Source organism: Emticicia sp. W12TSBA100-4 (genome assembly GCF_040253585.1).
Classification (GTDB): domain Bacteria; phylum Bacteroidota; class Bacteroidia; order Cytophagales; family Spirosomataceae; genus Emticicia.
Genome location: NZ_JBELAU010000006.1, coordinates 48,576 through 64,718, shown reverse-complemented (window position 1 = coordinate 64,718; position 16,143 = coordinate 48,576). Strand labels below are relative to the sequence as shown.

At 36.9% G+C, this 16,143-nt stretch carries 14 protein-coding genes; 4 read left to right on the top strand and 10 right to left on the bottom strand.

From position 1 onward, the window contains the following. Nucleotides 1–22 precede the first annotated feature (22 nt). The 6 genes from ABR854_RS09465 to ABR854_RS09440 all read right to left on the bottom strand — a co-directional run bounded on the left by ABR854_RS09465 (nt 23) and on the right by ABR854_RS09440 (nt 5,318). Nucleotides 23–1,666 (bottom strand): flavin monoamine oxidase family protein, encoded by a 1,644-nt coding sequence (locus tag ABR854_RS09465; protein ID WP_350265161.1) that lies wholly within the window; start codon nt 1,664–1,666, stop codon nt 23–25. Beyond that, nucleotides 1,648–3,165, bottom strand: coding sequence for a polyamine aminopropyltransferase (locus ABR854_RS09460; RefSeq protein WP_350265160.1), 1,518 nt, complete (start codon nt 3,163–3,165; stop codon nt 1,648–1,650). The genes ABR854_RS09465 and ABR854_RS09460 overlap by 19 nt, the downstream gene beginning before the upstream one ends. Then, entirely contained in the window at nt 3,158–3,376 is a 219-nt protein-coding gene (locus ABR854_RS09455) for a DUF350 domain-containing protein (protein WP_188768362.1), read from the bottom strand. Before ABR854_RS09455 ends, ABR854_RS09460 begins: the two co-directional genes overlap by 8 nt. Nucleotides 3,377–3,501: 125 nt before the next feature. Next, entirely contained in the window at nt 3,502–3,675 is a 174-nt protein-coding gene (locus ABR854_RS09450; protein WP_188768360.1) for a hypothetical protein, read from the bottom strand. Beyond that, complete coding sequence (locus tag ABR854_RS09445) at nt 3,672–4,922, bottom strand: DUF4178 domain-containing protein (protein ID WP_350265159.1); 1,251 nt, start codon at nt 4,920–4,922, stop codon at nt 3,672–3,674. The genes ABR854_RS09450 and ABR854_RS09445 overlap by 4 nt, the downstream gene beginning before the upstream one ends. Nucleotides 4,923–4,964: 42 nt before the next feature. After that, nucleotides 4,965–5,318 (bottom strand): S-adenosylmethionine decarboxylase family protein, encoded by a 354-nt coding sequence (locus tag ABR854_RS09440; protein WP_350265158.1) that lies wholly within the window; start codon nt 5,316–5,318, stop codon nt 4,965–4,967. A gap of 158 nt (nt 5,319–5,476) precedes the next feature. On the opposite strand from ABR854_RS09440, the gene mce reads away from it, so the two are divergent. After that, on the top strand, nt 5,477–5,878 hold the full coding sequence (gene mce, locus ABR854_RS09435) for a methylmalonyl-CoA epimerase (protein WP_350265157.1): 402 nt from the start codon (nt 5,477–5,479) through the stop codon (nt 5,876–5,878). A gap of 47 nt (nt 5,879–5,925) precedes the next feature. On the opposite strand, the gene ABR854_RS09430 is transcribed toward mce, so the two are convergent. Together ABR854_RS09430 and pheT are read right to left on the bottom strand one after the other, a co-directional pair. Then, nucleotides 5,926–6,543 (bottom strand): hypothetical protein, encoded by a 618-nt coding sequence (locus ABR854_RS09430; RefSeq protein WP_350265156.1) that lies wholly within the window; start codon nt 6,541–6,543, stop codon nt 5,926–5,928. A gap of 222 nt (nt 6,544–6,765) precedes the next feature. After that, the gene (pheT, locus tag ABR854_RS09425) at nt 6,766–9,198 is read right to left on the bottom strand and encodes a phenylalanine--tRNA ligase subunit beta (RefSeq protein ID WP_350265155.1); all 2,433 of its coding nucleotides are present in this window, start codon (nt 9,196–9,198) and stop codon (nt 6,766–6,768) included. A gap of 313 nt (nt 9,199–9,511) precedes the next feature. Between pheT and ABR854_RS09420 the strand changes: the two genes are divergently transcribed. Then, entirely contained in the window at nt 9,512–10,681 is a 1,170-nt protein-coding gene (locus ABR854_RS09420; protein ID WP_350265154.1) for a WG repeat-containing protein, read from the top strand. A gap of 104 nt (nt 10,682–10,785) precedes the next feature. Here ABR854_RS09420 and ABR854_RS09415 read toward each other — a convergent pair whose 3' ends face one another. Both ABR854_RS09415 and ABR854_RS09410 read right to left on the bottom strand, forming a co-directional pair. After that, entirely contained in the window at nt 10,786–11,304 is a 519-nt protein-coding gene (locus ABR854_RS09415; RefSeq protein ID WP_350265153.1) for a hypothetical protein, read from the bottom strand. Nucleotides 11,305–11,396: 92 nt separating this feature from the next. Continuing rightward, the gene (locus ABR854_RS09410; protein WP_350265152.1) at nt 11,397–13,112 is read right to left on the bottom strand and encodes a GMC oxidoreductase; all 1,716 of its coding nucleotides are present in this window, start codon (nt 13,110–13,112) and stop codon (nt 11,397–11,399) included. A gap of 200 nt (nt 13,113–13,312) precedes the next feature. On the opposite strand from ABR854_RS09410, the gene ABR854_RS09405 reads away from it, so the two are divergent. Further along, on the top strand, nt 13,313–14,209 hold the full coding sequence (locus ABR854_RS09405; protein WP_350265151.1) for an AraC family transcriptional regulator: 897 nt from the start codon (nt 13,313–13,315) through the stop codon (nt 14,207–14,209). A gap of 73 nt (nt 14,210–14,282) precedes the next feature. Then, the gene (locus ABR854_RS09400) at nt 14,283–16,091 is read left to right on the top strand and encodes a serine hydrolase (RefSeq protein WP_350265150.1); all 1,809 of its coding nucleotides are present in this window, start codon (nt 14,283–14,285) and stop codon (nt 16,089–16,091) included. Nucleotides 16,092–16,143: the final 52 nt, after the last annotated feature.

Below are 16,143 nucleotides of genomic sequence, written 5' to 3'. Positions count from 1 at the left end.
TTTACTCTCCGTGAAAATTCGTTTAATCTGTGCCTCCGTGGTAGATATTTGAAATTACTTTCTTCGCTGCCTCGGCCCCATGAAAAAACGCTTCTTCAAAAATCGAAACACCCGAAAGGTCAGAATGGGCAAAATGTATTTTGTTGTTGAGCGATTGTTGTGCTTCATGACGAGCTTGACCATGAATAAAGCAAATTGTTGGACGAATCATGGCGTGTCCCCAAAGTTTTATATCTATTTTCAAGATAGATTCTTCAATTTTGGGGTGGGCTTTTTTTAGGTCAGTCAGCACTTCATTTTTCCATTCTTCATGGGTTTTCGCTATTGCTTTTTTGCGTTCGTCAGCAGGATTGTTATCGGTAAGTGGCTTATAATAAGTCAGTTGCCAAGTTTTTTGGTCTTGAGCGAGTTCTTGATGATTCGATAAAACATAGCCCAATCCATTTCCTTCATAAATCACATTATCCCACGAGAGTGCTTGTCCTCTGCCCGTATCGAAAGGTATGGTTTGAATATTGGCAACCATCCAAGGCGAATAGGAAAAATCTTTGATAAAATCAGATTTCTGTTGCGGCATCACATACGGACGAAGCATCTGCGGAACTGCCCAAATGATTTGTTCGACTGTATAATTTTCTCGTTTTTCTGTTTTCCAATCATATACATCCACCGAAACTTTTCCATTTTTTTCTTCAATTTGATAGGCCAAACGCTGAGTTTTTATATTATTTAATTGATTTTTGGCCAAAAGTTTCATCAGAAAACCATTTCCTTCGCTCCATGTCAATACATCATCGTCTTTGGCATTGGCGGCTTTACCTTTTCGAGAAGCAAAATAATGAATGCCCGCCCAAGCCGAAGTTTCGGCAATTGAAGTACCGTAATCATCTAATAAACAATAGTTTACATACCATTGTAGTGGTTTGGCGGTGAACATATTTTGCTCCATCCAGGTTTTCATGCTGATTTTATCCAAATCTGTAAAACTTGTATCGCTCGATGAATAAGCCAACGGAATCGTGAAAGCCCATTTTTGGTCATTGCCTTTGGCAGCTTTGAAGGCATTCATTTCTGCCAAAAACGCTCCAATTTGTTTCTTTTCTTCCTCCGAAATATCCATATTCGGAATCAATCCTTCTTGCCAAAAACCTTTCACAAAAAGCCTTTCATCGGGGTGAAAACACAGAGCATATTCATCATAAATCGGTAAATCATTCTCATCAAAACCTGTAATTATCTTATTTTCTGACAAAAAATCAATCAATTCTTTATTTTCTGGACTCGGAATTGGTAAATAATGAGCTGCCCACGGGTAACGCCCCGCTTCATCTTCGCCAAAGGTAGAATTTCCGCCAATATGGCTTTCAAGTTCTAAAGTTTTATAATCTTTGATACCCGCTTTTTGTAGAAAATAGCCTGCCGTAAGTCCTGATATTCCAGAACCGATAATCAGAATTTTTGTTTGGTGTGATTGATGAATTGGCAAAGAAATGGCCTTACGAAGTAAATGTCCAATTGAGTGATTTGCTCCAACGATTTGCCCTTGAATAACAGTGGCAGACTCGCAAGAAGTAAGTGTTTGTAGCCCAAAAGTGCTACCCAAAAGTGCGATTCCTGATAACTCAAGAAACTCTTTGCGAGATATGCTTACATCACTTTTGCCCATTCTTCTTCAAAATACTGAACCAAAATTTGGTTGTTGAGTTTATTTACTTCGGTTTCTTGTTGTGTCATATCTTTCGGAAAAACTTTGCTTTGCTCAAAAGCAGCATCATTCATGAAACGTAGGTTTTCTGGGAAATTCTGAGTTTTATTAAATTCGTTTTTTGTGGCTAAAACATAGCCCCAATCGCCAAAAGATGGCACAAAAACATGATAAGGGAGCGTTTTAAAACCCACCGATTGCAAGGTTTTATTGACACACCAGTAGGATTTTGGAGCCATAAAAGGCGAAGTTGACTGCACTACAATTAAGCCTTCGGGTGCGAGAGTGTGTGTAAGTTCACGATAAAAAGTATTAGAGTAGAGTTTTCCCAAAGCAAAATTATTTGGGTCAGGAAAATCAATGATAATGACATCGAAAAGGGCTTTATTTTGCTTAATCCACAAAAAGGCATCTTGATTCAAAATCTTAACTTTAGGGCTATTGAGTGCATTTTGATTCAATTTTGTGAGCATTTCATTTCTCCGAAACAAATTCGTCATATCGGCATCTAAATCAATGAGCGTGACGGCTTTCACACTTTCGTATTTTAGTAATTCTCGAACTGCCATACCATCACCGCCACCCAAAATCAAAACTTTTTCGGGCTTTTTGGTAAAAGTCATCAACGGATGAACCAATGCTTCGTGATAACGATATTCATCGAACGAACTAAATTGTAGATTTCGATTCAGAAAAAGTTTAATATTACTGCCTTGTCGAGTCAACACAATGCGTTGATAAGGCGAAGATTTAGCAAAAATGATTTTTTCGTCATAAGTTGTAGCCTCGGCCCATGATAAAATATTATCCGAAAAAATAAAGCCCAATGTGAGTAAAATAAAAACAAAAATGGCTTGAAACCAAAGTGTCAGGCGGTATTTGAGTTGTGCAGAATAGTTATACAACACCAATAAAGCCACCAAAGTATTCAAGATTCCGAAGAAAAAAGAGGTACGAATCAGTCCCATTTTTGGCACAAAGACCAATGGAAAAAGAATAGAAGCAAGTAAAGCTCCGACATAATCGAAAGTAAAAACTTTGGAAATGATGTCTTTAAATCCAAAATTACTTTTGTTTAGGATTTGCATCAATAACGGAATTTCGAGGCCAACGAAAATACCCGTCAGACTAATGAGCCCATACAAAATCCATTGAAAAGAATCGACACTATTGAAAATCACAAACAAAACGCTTGATGTGATTCCACCGACGAGCCCGACCAATAATTCGATTTGAATGAACCAATCGAGTAGGTTTTCATCAAAATATTTTGAGCAAAACGAGCCAATGCCCATCGAAAAAAGATATAATCCGATGATGATTGAAAATTGGCTAATAGAGTCACCCATGAGGTAGCTGGCCAACGTACCCGCAATTAGCTCATAGATAAGCCCGCAAGTAGCCACCAAAAACACCGAAAAAAGCAGTAAAATTGGAATTTTTGTTGAACTTTTATCCATGAATGGCCGAACTTATAATAATGGCAACGGCTATGATAAATGCCCCTGCTATAATCGCCAAAGCGGTATTCCCTTTCTGAACGATTTCTTTATAGATGTTTTCGGGAGTGATTTTTTCAAGAATCACGAATGAAATTACCAAAATAAAAATACCAATCAGCGAGTAAATTACTGAGGCATAAACGTATTTGAGGCTAAGGATGTCGGTCATATTACAGAGTTTAAGATTTTAGAAAATGTAAGTATCTAATTATCAATGCTTTAATTTTTACGTTTTTGTAAAGCGATTTTCTAAATTGCTTTTGTATAATGCGAACAACTTGGAAAGTTGTTCTACTACTTATGATAAAAACGGTTCACGCCTGATGTTCGGCTATTGCTACCGTCCCATTGGCTTTTGGTGCTAAACTCATAAAAAAGTTTCCCAACTTGCAGCGAATAGGCAAAGTAGCCAACTATCACCATAAGAAAAGCGGCATACATTATTTTATATCGGTTATCTAATTTCATTCTTCATCATAATTATAAGGTGAAAAATCGCTATCAGCCCAGCGTTCTTTTTCAAAATTATATTCTTGAAAATATTTTACTATCGGCAAAATAGCAATCAAGCATAGCATAATAAAAATGTTTATCCAATAAATTCCGCCAGTTTGAAGTTTTACTTCGTAAGTGCCACCATTAGTTGCTGGAGTGATTGTTTCTATCAATAAATGATATTTGCCAGCGGGAACTTCTGAATAATCTTTTGAAGCATTGGTTGAGCCTTCCGTCCATTTTTCGCCACCTTCGTAGCCATGATAAAATTCGTTTCCAATCACAATCGGCAATTCTTCGAGCGTACTTTCATTGACCATCGTAATATTTGATTCTAACCACGAATTATCTACGCCAGAATTAAGTTCGATTTCAATTTTCCCTGTTTTATCAATCGAAAAACTTTTGGAAACAATAGGTTTGGCAGAAGTCAGATTAGTGCTGGTTGAATCAATTTTTAAATCTGCCACACTGAAAGTTTCTCTAAAAACCGTAGTGGTAGGCGAAGTTGCCATAAAATAAAGCTGAATCGTCAAGATTACAGCTAAGGTAATCAGACTCATTTTTAGGGCATCTTTGTAGTAAAATTGACTTTTATATGGCTCAGTTGCCCCTACGCCAATTTTTGAGGGAAACGTTGTGGTATTACCCAAACTTAAATATTCTTGATAGATTTCATTATTATCAACATACTCACCTTCATACCATTCAGGATTTGTTTCTTTAGAAGATTTCTGAACTTCATAAATCAACATTTTTGGTGGAGCAATAAACTCTCGACTGTAAAGTTTATCAATATCGGTAATATCGAAATTAAAATTACCTACTGCCCAATTAACTTCTTGATTATATGCTTGAAAGATAGAAAACTCTACATCTTGATAACTGAATGACTGGTCTCCTCTTATATAAACTTGTGTTAAAGGTTTAACCAACAACCAATTACCATTATATTCGTTCAGAAAAGCATCTTCGCCTAAATCGTTTTTCAGATTATACTCTCTCCATTTAAACGACTTATATTTCGAATCATTTCTCTGTGTAATTCCTGTAATGGTATAAGATGTTCCATTAACTCTGATACTTTGACCTAACTCAAAGCATACTTCTTTCGGGCGATTGGAATTTTTGAAAGAAGAAAGGAACTTCATTCCGTTTTCGGTAACTTCTTGATAGCTAAAGCATTTCGGACAAGCAACAAAAGTGTCGTTGTCGTTCATCGAAATCCTGTTTGTACATTTAGTGCATATACGTTGCTTCATCTATCTATAAAGTTCGTTTAGATTTAATGCAGTCGGTTGAAAAAACGCAACGAGTTCTTGGTGAATATCTCGCACGATAGCTTCGTTATTATTCCGAAAATTAGATAAAAAGACGTCGTAAGTAACTCGCCCAAACTCTGGCCAAGTGTGAATCGAAATATGAGATTCCGTCAAGCAATACACACCCGTAAAACCTCCACCTTCAAAATTAGCAAAAACCTCACCCACAATCGTCAATCGGTGTTTTTCGATGAGTTTCTGTAATAATTGTTTGGCTGCTGCATAATCTGTCAGAGCTTCGATTGCAGTGGTATCAATCTCGGCCAATATATGCAAACCCTTTGAGTAGGTCATGGAATCGTATTTCTATATCGTTTAGCGATTATTTGAGATGCAAGTTAGATTTTTCCATGAAAATTCCATTCTTTTGGGACAGTATTTTTTTTAAGTCAACGGTCGATAGCCAGAGTCCACAGACTTATTTAAATCACAATCTTACTTAACAACAGATTATGCTAACAAACGTAGAACATATAGGAATTGCAGTAAAAGATATTTCTGCCTCGAATGATTTATTTACTAAACTTTTCAACGTGCCTCCATATAAATCAGAAAGCGTTGAAAGTGAAGGAGTTACAACTTCTTTTTTTAAAATAAATGCCACTAAAATTGAACTTTTGGAAGCCACAAATCCTGATAGTGCAATCGCAAAGTTTATTGAGAAAAAAGGCGAGGGCATACATCATATTGCCTTTGAAGTAGATGATATTTTGGCAGAAATGAAACGTTTGGCAGCAGAAGGTTTCACGCTTTTAAACCAAATACCAAAGCGTGGTGCTGATAATAAATTGGTATGTTTCCTACACCCAAAAGGTACAAATGGAGTTTTGATTGAACTATGTCAGGAGTGCTGAGTTCTGAGTTTAGAGTTCTGAGTAAAAAATAACTCAGAACTCTAAACTCATATCGCTCCTTTCACAAAATCCAAGATTCCGCCAAGTTGTTTTTTTACGGCTGGTTCGGCAGCTTTGGCGGTCATTCCTCCTTTACTAAGATTACCTACGCTACTTATGGCTGTGTTTAATAAACCACCGAGTTTGTTTTGAGATTCTCCACCCAAGGCCGGTAAACCCGCTTTCATCAAACCTAAGTTTTTGGTCAAGCCACTTACATTCCCGAGTAAATTTGAACCACCGAGGGCACTTTCAATTCGTTTGGCTGCCAAAAGCATTTTTACGGTATTAATCACTTTTTTGAGCATATCTCCTTTCAAAAGTCCACTTTTTACCATTGGTGCAAATTTTTGTAATGTACCAACTTGACTTAAAAGTTTATCTTTAAAACTTCCTTTATCAGCCTTGGCTTCTTTTTCGAGAGCAGCCGTACCAGCCGTCAAGGAACTTAAAAGAGCGTCTTGATTTCCTGCCGCTTCGGCTTCAATAGCTTTATCCAATAAGATTTCAGCTTCTGGAGTTTCGTCTTGAGCAATTATTAAATTAGGAGTATTTGCTACACTTGTATTTACAACACAAATATTCAAAATAGCGGCTGAAATGGCCAGCATTACATACTTTTTCATTCGTAAAATTGTTTTAGTTTTTCTTTAGACGCTTTTCTTTTAAAAAGATTACATTTTTGAGCGAAAAAAACTAATTCAATCTATCATTCAGTCAATAAATTGACCGACTAAGGGAACAAAGGAAAGAATTTATAAAAAAATAATCGGACTTCAAGTCCGATTATTCATGTAAATTTTTCATCCGTTGTTCCATCAGTCGCCCATTTTAATGGGCGACTATAATTATTTTCTAATCACTGCTCCAAGTTCTTTTTCGTAAGCTACAATAAGGCGTTGCATTGTTTTATCGATCACATCATCGGTCAAAGTTTTTTCTTTGTCGATGAGTGTGAAGCTAACAGAGTAAGATTTTTTTCCTTCACCCAGTTTTTCGCCTGCATAGACATCAAAAGCGTTGATGCTTTGGAGTAAATTCTTTTCGGTTTTGGCTGCAATGGCCGAAACTTGCTCAAATTTCACCTCCGAATCAATCACTAACGAAAGGTCACGACGTACTTCTGGGAACTTCGGAATCTCAACAAAAGCGACTTTTCCCGAATATTGTTTTAATAAATATTCCCAATCGAAATCAGCGTAGAAAACTGCTTGTTTTACATCTGCCAATTTAGCCAATTGTGGTTTTACTAAACCCAAACTTACAACTGGCTTTTTGTTGATTAAATAAGAAAGACCATATTGGAAAACAGAAGAATCAGCTTCTTGTGTGTCAAATTTCACAACTTTCATTGCCTTCAAAACTTTCTGTACAACCAAAGCCAAATCATGGAAAGCCAAAGGTGTACTCGGACTCGCCCAAGATTCTGACTGACGATTCCCCGTCATCCAAACACCCAGATGCTTATTTTCTTTATATTTATCGTCTTTTTTGAAATAACTACGTCCGAATTCAAATAACTTTAAATCCTTCTGACGGCGATTTATATTATATGCCACCGATTCCATTCCAGTCAATAAAAGACTCGAACGCATCACCGAGAGTTCTTCACTCAATGGGTTCAATAGTACTACCGTTTCTCCCTTTGCGGTGGCTTCAAGTGCTTGATTATAAGCAGGTCGAGTAATTGAAAGCGTTTGTATTTCATTGAAACCATTAGCTGCCAATAGTTCAATAATACGGAATTGTAATTTATCAGCATCTTTCTCGGCAAACGATGATAGGAAATCGGTTTGAAGAGTTTCTGATAACTCAATATTATCAAAACCATAGATTCTCAAAATTTCTTCGATTACATCAGCCTCACGCGTTACGTCCACACGGTAGGGTGGCACACTTACTTGCATTTCGCTGCCGTTATCGCTCAAAATCTCAATATCAAGGCTTTTCAGAATTTTATGAATCAAACGGTCGTCTAAGTTTTTACCAATTAAACGATTGATATTTTTATGTTTTACTGTAATTTCAAAATTGGCAATCGGATTTGGGTAAACATCAATTGGTTCACCGATTATTTCTCCACCTGCCAATTCTTGAATCAAAACTGCCGCCAAGCGAATTGCAAATGGAGGCATATTTGGGTCAGTACCACGTTCATAACGGAACGAAGCATCGGTTTTTAAACCGTGAAAAGTGGCAGTTCGACGCACCCAAACTGGACTAAAATAAGCTACTTCTAAGAACACATTTTGAGTAGAATTTTTGATGCCAGATTTTTGACCACCAAAAACACCTGCAATTGCCATTGGTTCTGCTTCGTTACAAACCATCAAATCGCTTCCTGAAAGTGTGCGTTCTGTACCATCAAGGGTCGTGAATTTTGTGCCTTTCTCTGGAACACGCACCACAATTTTATGCCCTTTTACCTCGTCAGCATCAAATGCGTGCATCGGTTGACCGAGTGTGTGGCAGATATAATTTGTAATATCAACGATATTGCTGATTGGATTCAGACCGATAGCCAATAAAGCATTTTTCAACCATTCTGGCGATTCTTTTACTGTAATTCCACGAATTTCTAAACCGCAAAAACGTGGACAAGCTTCGGTATTTTCTAAAGTTATCTGAAAGTCTGTCTTTGTTGAAACAGGCTTGAAATTTTCGATAGATGGCATCGTAATCTCACGACCCAAAACCGCTCTTAGGTCACGAGCAACGCCTAAATGTGATGCCGCATCGGCACGGTTTGGTGTAAGACCAATTTCGATTTGATAATCAGCCTCAAACGATTTTCCGATTGATTTGAAATATTCTATTGCTGGCGTACCATTTGGTAAATCAGTATCCAAAACCAAGATTCCATCGTGCGAATGCCCAGTTCCAATCTCATCTTCAGCACAAATCATACCTTCAGACGGATGCCCATAAACTTTACGTTTTTCGATTACAAAAGATTTGCCATCCTCAAAATAAATGGTTGTTCCGAGCGTAGCAATGATTACTTTTTGCCCTGCTCTTACGTTGGCGGCACCACAAACAATCGTAGAAGGCGTTTCAGAACCGATGCTTACTGTTGTTAAACTCAATTGTTTTTCCTTGACCATAAAAGTCTCACAAGTAAGCACTTCGCCCACCACAAAACCTTTCAAGCCACCTTTTATCGACTCTATTTCTTCGATGCCTTCTACTTCTAAGCCAGTAGCGGTCAATAATTTACCAATTTCTTCGGCCGATTCTTGAATATCAATCAAACCCTTTAACCAATTGTACGAAATTTTCATTTATGAAGCTGTCAAATTAATGTCTGTATTTTTTCGTTGCCGAATTTTTGCACAAAGATACTATTTTTTGAGTATTTCTCCACACTTCCAAAATGTATCCGCTGGCTAAGTTTATGTTTTTTAGGGCAAGCTTGGCACTGAGTTTGACCCTTTAGTGAAATTAAAAATCAAACCTGCTAAATCGTGTTGATAACCCTGCCAAATTGGCAAATGTATCCGTTGGGTAAGATTCTATTCAAAAAGGGTCAATTGGCACAAGTTTGGCAAGATAATAAGTAAATAAGATTTGTTTTCCTAATAACCATATAATCCTATGAATAATTTTTTTAACAACAACTTTCACAAAAGCCTCTTATTAGGTCTCGTCTTGCTTTCGGGTAATATTTTTGCTCAAGAAATAAAAATGGAATTTGCTTCAGCAACACAAGTGAGTGATTTTCAATCGGGTATTGCACGTATCGAAAGTAATAATAGAGTTGGTTTTGTTGACAAAAAAGGAAATTCAGTTGTATCACTTAGGTATGAAAATGCGTATGATATAAGTGAGGGGTTTGCAGCTGTTCAAAAAAATGGCAAGTGGGGTTTTATTGACAAATTTGGTATTGAAAAAATTGCCTTTAATTATGATGAAGTCCTTAATTTTTCACAGTCAATGGCAGCAGTAAGAGTTGGTGAGAAATGGGGTTTTGTTGATGCTAAAGGTAAATTAAAGATTACCCCCCAATATGAAAATGTATTGAGTTTTACAGAAGGATTAGCTTTTGTAAAAAAGGACAGTAAATGGGGTGTAATTGACTTAAAAAATAACTATGTAGCCCTCCCAAAATTCGATAAAGTAGAGAGTTTTTCTGAGGGAATGGCTTGTGTAGCGATTGAAAACAAATATGGATTTATTGACAAAAAAGGGATTCTGATTATTCCATTGAAATATAAGTCGGCCAAAAGCTTTTCAGAAGGTCGAGCGGCAATAAAAACTGAAAATAAAAAATGGGGTTTTATAGACAAAAATGATCAATTGATAGTAATTGATACTTTTGATGAAGTTGATAATTTTTCAGAAGGTATAGCTGTTGTTCGTAACGAACGAAAATGGAATTTAATCGATAAAGAAGGTAATAAGTTATTAAAAGTGGATTATGATTTTATTGTAGGTTCTTCCGAAGGATTATTTGTTGTAACCGTAAAAAGGAAATTTGGAGTCATCGATAGAACTGGTAAGGAGGTTGCCCCTGTTAAATACGACAATATTTTGAGTTTCTCAGAGGGGATGTCACGAGTGTCAACAGCAGGAAAACATGGCTATATTGACAAATTGGGCGTTGAAATCATTCCGTTGATTTATGATGAGGCGTACAATTTTTCTGATGGAATGGCTCGTGTAAGTATTTTTGGAAAGACTGGTTTTATAAACAAAAAAGGAAAGGAAGTTTTTGTAGAAACAAAACCATTTAGCAAAGGAGAGTTGACGAAACTTGATAAATAATTTAAGATCTCAAACAATATTTGAGTAGATTAATGAACCGAGTATGAAGGCGGAGCATCGATAGGTGCTTCGTTTTTTTGTTTTTTGATACTTTTGATATGATATTAAATGACTTTTCCCAATGCTAAACCTGCAAAAGTTGAATTGTTTTTTAGCAGATTCGGAGTAATTCTACATTTTAAATAAAACTCTTTATTTGCACTTTTTGTAAAGTGAATTCTAAAACCAACAATGGGCATTGCATACTCAATATTACCAATAGTTGCTTGATTAGAATGGAAGATTTGACCATAACCGATTTCCAAAAAAGTTTCATTTCTCACTTTCGGGTTAGGTTTGCATTGGTTTCTTCGTTTGGCTGGTTTATTGAGTAGATAATTATAAGAAATGGCATGTGGGAATGACCATTGGTCTTCAATCGTTGACATAATTCCTATACCAACTTGTAAACTAAAAAAGCCTCGTTGAGTGCGATGCACCACATAATCAAAATTGAGCGAACCAAAGGGACTAATTCCGAAGGCTTCTAAAGAAACACCTTTTTGATGTTTTTCGATAGAATGTTCTTGTCCAAAACTAATGAATGGTAGGAAGTAAAGTAGGTAGATTTGTAGTTTTTTCATGTAGATTCTTTTTTTCAGAACGTACAGGATTTCCTCAAATTATATTTTAAGGAAGACTTTGCTTAAATGGTAAAGTCTTCCTTAATTTTTTATTACAAATTCTTCTTCTTCAACTCACTAACTGCATAATTGGCAGCACGAGCCGTGAGAGCCATGAAAGTAAGCGAAGGGTTCTGATTACCAATTGAGGTCATACAAGAACCGTCGGTAACAAATACGTTTTTGCAAGCGTGTAATTGATTCCATTCATTGAGTAGTGAAGTTTTTGGGTCTTTACCCATTCTTACGCCACCCATTTCGTGAATATCCAAGCCTGGGTTTTGTTTACTATCAAACATATTAATGTTTTTACAACCCGCTTTTTCGAGCATTTCTGAGGCTTGCACATGAAAATCTTTCATCATTTTGTGGTCATTCTCATCATAACCAATTGAAGTAACCAATTGCGGAATGCCCCACGCATCTGTTTTATCTTTGCTCAATCTTACATGGTTTTCTTTTTTAGGAATTGTCTCGCCTTGCATCTGTATATACACGCTCCATGTATCACCTGGGTGAGTAAGACTTTCCTTAAAATCTGCTCCAAATGCTTCGGGTTGAGAGCCTCGTTGCCACGAGCCACGCCCTGCCGAAAACGCCAACATATAGCCACGCTGAAAATCGGTTTCTTGTTTTTCAACATTTCTGAATGAGGCCATAAATGCCGAAGTAGGTCGGCGGCCGTAGTAATATTTATCAGTATAGCCTTCAAACGTTGCCCCGCCTTGTCCACGATATTGATGAAAAGCAATGTATTGTCCCAGAACTCCGCTATCATTCCCCAAACCATTCGGGAAACGATTTGAAATAGAATTTAATAAAATTAAATTGGAATTAAGAGCCGCCGCATTTACAAAAATGATTCGTGCCTTATAATCAATACTTTCTTTGGTGATTGTATCTATCACTCGTACACCTGACGCTTTATTGAGCTTCTCATCATAAATAATTGAATGTACAACCGAATTAGGTCGAATCGTCAGTTTTCCAGTTTTGGCAGCCCACGGCAAGGTAGAAGAGTTTGAACTAAAATAGCCACCAAATGGACAACCACGCTCGCACAAACTTCGAGCTTGACATTGCCCACGCCCTTGTTTGGCGTGAATTTCGTTGGGTTTGGTCAGATGGGCACATCGGCCGATGATTACTTGGCGATCTTGATAGTGCTTTTTTACAGCCGACTGAATGTGTTTTTCAACACAATTTAATTCCCAGGCTGGTAAGAACTCTCCATCGGGAAGGTTTTTGATATTGTCTTTATTCCCCGAAATTCCTGCAAAACGCTCCACATGGCTGTACCACGGAGCAATATCTTTGTATCTGATTGGCCAATCTACCGCAAAACCATCACGGGCGGGAGCTTCAAATTCATACTCGCTCCAACGTTGGGTTTGTCTTGCCCAAAGCAAAGATTTTCCACCAACTTGGTAGCCTCGAATCCAATCAAAAGGTTTTTCTTGAATGTAAGGGTGCTGTTCGTCTTTTACAAAAAAATGTTGCGTTGCTTCCGAGTAAGCATAGCAACGATTCACAATGGGGTTTTTCTGCAAATCTTCTTTTGTATCTCGAAGCCGATGCTCAAACTCCCAAATATTTGTCATGGAAGTTGGGTAATCTTTTACGTGTTCGACCATTCCACCACGCTCCAGAACCAATGTTTTTAGTCCTTTTTCGCAGAGTTCTTTGGCAGCCCAGCCGCCACTAATGCCCGAACCGATTACGATTGCATCATAAGTTGTGCTTTTATCAGCGTCAATATTGAAATTCATAGTTTTGTTGGTTGAAGAAATAACAAATTTATGAGAATTTCGGAGAAGAACAAGTGTAAAATGTGTGTTTAAGGAAATTCATTTCCCTTTCGTAAAGTTGTCGAGCCACATATCATTTTTTAACATTTCGTTTGGCTGAAACGCTGTTATTTCGAGTGATTTTATGTTGTTTTTTGCTAAAATACTTTAATTCGAGCATTATGTTTCAGCTATTTAACGAAACAAAGGACGTACTGGAAGCGATAAAATATGATGATAATATCGTTGTGTTTTCTTCATTGCGAGAATTTTATCACCCAATTAAATCGAAAGGTTTTGCGGTAAAGTATGTCTTTGAGGGAAGTGAAAAATATATCATTAATGGTCAAAAGTATGATGTAAAAGCTGGTAAATATTTGCTCACAAATTATCTTCTGGAGGGTAGTGTTGAGATTGAAAGCAACAAAAATGTCAAAGGAATTTGCATCAATATCATACCTTCAATGCTGACCGAGGTGGTAGCAAGTATGAAACGACCTGATACCGCTTTTTCAGACTCTGCACTCGGAGAATTCTTTAGTACAACTGATTTTTTGGAGAATCATTATGATGCCAATCAGACCCAACTTGGTGGCGTTTTATCAAGAATGGGGCTTTCTGCTCAAAGAAATCATTTGTCAACTAATATTTTCAACCAAGAGTTTTTCTATCAATTATCGGAGAAAATCGTTGCTGACCAATTGCCAGTTTTTAAGCAGTTACAGCAAATTCCGACCATCAAATCTGCCACAAAAAAAGATTTATACAAACGAGTTTCGCTGGGGCGAGAATTTATTGATAATACATTTTTTATGCCGCTGACCATTGAATTGGTAGCAAAAGAAGCCTGCATGTCGGAATATCACTTTTTTAGGATTTTTAAATTAGTTTACGGACTTACGCCTCACCAGTATATTTTGCAGAAAAGACTCGAACATAGTCAGAAAATACTTCAACAAGACCGTTATTCGGTGTCGCAAGCTGCCATTGAGTCGGGTTTTGCTGATATTTATGCTTTTAGCAAAGCTTTCAAAAACCATTTTGGTGTTTCGCCTACGTTATTTTTAAAACAGAATTAGCAGGATTTGACAAATAGAAGTGCTGTCGTCATGATAATTTTACACATCCTCATTCATTTGTGTTACAATTATTATGAAAAAAGCTATTACTATTTTACTCCTTTTGATGCTACAAAAAGGATTTTCACAGACAACTGATAAACGCTTCACTGGACTTGATTCTACTTTCAACCGAGTGCTGAAAGATTGGAATTGTGCAGGTTTTGCTGTTGCGGTTGTCGAAAAAGACAAAATTGTCTATGCCAAAGGCTTTGGCTATGCCGATGTTGCCAACAAAATTCCAGTTACCGAAAATACGCTTTTTGCTTCAGGAAGTTGCACAAAGGCTTTTACTTGCTCGCTTTTGGGCATTTTGCAAGAAGAAGGAAAAGTAGATTTCGATAAACCAGCCCGAAACTATCTCCCACAACTGAAATTTTACAACGATGAGCTAAACAACAAAGTGACGATTCGAGATATGATGTGTCACCGAACTGGCTTACCACGCTATGACGATGCTTGGGGACTTTTCAAATCCAAATCTGTCGATTCATTATTGAAAAAAGTGCAATTTCAAGAGCCAAATTATGGACTTCGAGAAAAATTCCAGTACAATAATTTCATGTTTTTGGCCCAGGGAAGAATCATCGAAAATCTGACAGGTAAACCTTACCGAAACTATTTGCAAGAAAAGATTTTACAGCCATTGGGAATGACAAATCTGAACTTTTCGGTTGATTCGATGGCAAAAAATAAAGATAGAACTTTGGGATATATTACAACCGATGACGATAAAATCAAGCAGACCGAATATGTAAATTTAGATGTGATGTCATCGGTTGGTGGAATCAATACTTCGGTTGTCGAAATGGCTAAATGGGCAATGCTTTGGGCGAATAATGGCTTTTATAAAGGTAAACGAATTTTGCCTGCTTCTTATGTCAGAGATGCCATCGGCTCGCACATGATTATTGCGGGTGGCGTGCCAGCCAATAATAATCCTTCGCTCTATTTCAATAATTATGGTTTGGGTTGGTTTGTGTCATCGTATCGTGGGCATTATAGAGTTGACCACGGTGGAACGATTACAGGTTTTACGGCCAATGTGGCGTTTTTTCCTACCGATAATGTCGGAATTGTGGTGTTTTGTAATCAAAATTTATCGAAAGTTACGTCAATTGTCCGCAATGTAATTGCCGACCGAATGTTGGATTTACCCACGAAAGATTGGAGTAGTTATTTGTTAACCTCTGAAAATGCTGCAAAACTGGCCATGAAAAACGCCAAGAAAAGTGCAGTAGAAAATCAGAAAACCAATGAAAAATCCTCGCATAATTTAGAAAATTACGAAGGATATTACACCAACGAAGCCTACGGAAAATTTGAAATTTCAATTAAAAAAGATTCATTATTTGCAGTTTTTGCAGAAGATAAATGGTGGCTTCGCCCTTACAAAAATGATGTTTTTGAGGTTTATCAAGTCGATAAAAAAACTGGGGTTGATACGAGTTTTAGCATTAACCGAATTGTATTTAATCAAGATATAAACGGCGAAATCAAAAGTACATCAATCCAGTTCGACCCAGAAATAGCGAAGCCGATAGAATTTGAGCGGTCAATTAAGCCAAAAACACTTTCAAAAGAAGTTTTAATGACTTATACAGGTGAATTTTTGTTGAACGGAACACCCATGAAAATTAGCCTCAAAAATGATAAAACTTTATTCATGTCGTTGCCCAATCAACCCGAGTTTGAGTTAGTAGCCATCGAAAAAGATAAGTTTAACTTAAAAGTAGGAGCAGCGGGGTATTCTGTAAATTTTATCAAAGATTCAAAAGGAAATTACAATGAATTGCTGTTAAATCAGCCTAATGGTACATTTAAAGTAACACGAAAAAAGTAGTAATGAACAAATTAACCAACTGCTCAAATAGAAAATGCAACATTCTCTTAAT

Bases quoted from the DNA above. Each gene is read 5' to 3' on its own strand.
- ABR854_RS09465 (WP_350265161.1), bottom strand. From the start codon at position 1,666: ATGGGCAAAAGTGATGTAAGCATATCTCGCAAAGAGTTTCTTGAGTTA.
- ABR854_RS09460 (WP_350265160.1), bottom strand. From the start codon at position 3,165: ATGGATAAAAGTTCAACAAAAATTCCAATTTTACTGCTTTTTTCGGTG.
- ABR854_RS09455 (WP_188768362.1), bottom strand. From the start codon at position 3,376: ATGACCGACATCCTTAGCCTCAAATACGTTTATGCCTCAGTAATTTAC.
- ABR854_RS09450 (WP_188768360.1), bottom strand. From the start codon at position 3,675: ATGAAATTAGATAACCGATATAAAATAATGTATGCCGCTTTTCTTATG.
- ABR854_RS09445 (WP_350265159.1), bottom strand. From the start codon at position 4,922: ATGAACGACAACGACACTTTTGTTGCTTGTCCGAAATGCTTTAGCTAT.
- ABR854_RS09440 (WP_350265158.1), bottom strand. From the start codon at position 5,318: ATGACCTACTCAAAGGGTTTGCATATATTGGCCGAGATTGATACCACT.
- mce (WP_350265157.1), top strand. From the start codon at position 5,477: ATGCTAACAAACGTAGAACATATAGGAATTGCAGTAAAAGATATTTCT.
- ABR854_RS09430 (WP_350265156.1), bottom strand. From the start codon at position 6,543: ATGAAAAAGTATGTAATGCTGGCCATTTCAGCCGCTATTTTGAATATT.
- pheT (WP_350265155.1), bottom strand. From the start codon at position 9,198: ATGAAAATTTCGTACAATTGGTTAAAGGGTTTGATTGATATTCAAGAA.
- ABR854_RS09420 (WP_350265154.1), top strand. From the start codon at position 9,512: ATGAATAATTTTTTTAACAACAACTTTCACAAAAGCCTCTTATTAGGT.
- ABR854_RS09415 (WP_350265153.1), bottom strand. From the start codon at position 11,304: ATGAAAAAACTACAAATCTACCTACTTTACTTCCTACCATTCATTAGT.
- ABR854_RS09410 (WP_350265152.1), bottom strand. From the start codon at position 13,112: ATGAATTTCAATATTGACGCTGATAAAAGCACAACTTATGATGCAATC.
- ABR854_RS09405 (WP_350265151.1), top strand. From the start codon at position 13,313: ATGTTTCAGCTATTTAACGAAACAAAGGACGTACTGGAAGCGATAAAA.
- ABR854_RS09400 (WP_350265150.1), top strand. From the start codon at position 14,283: ATGAAAAAAGCTATTACTATTTTACTCCTTTTGATGCTACAAAAAGGA.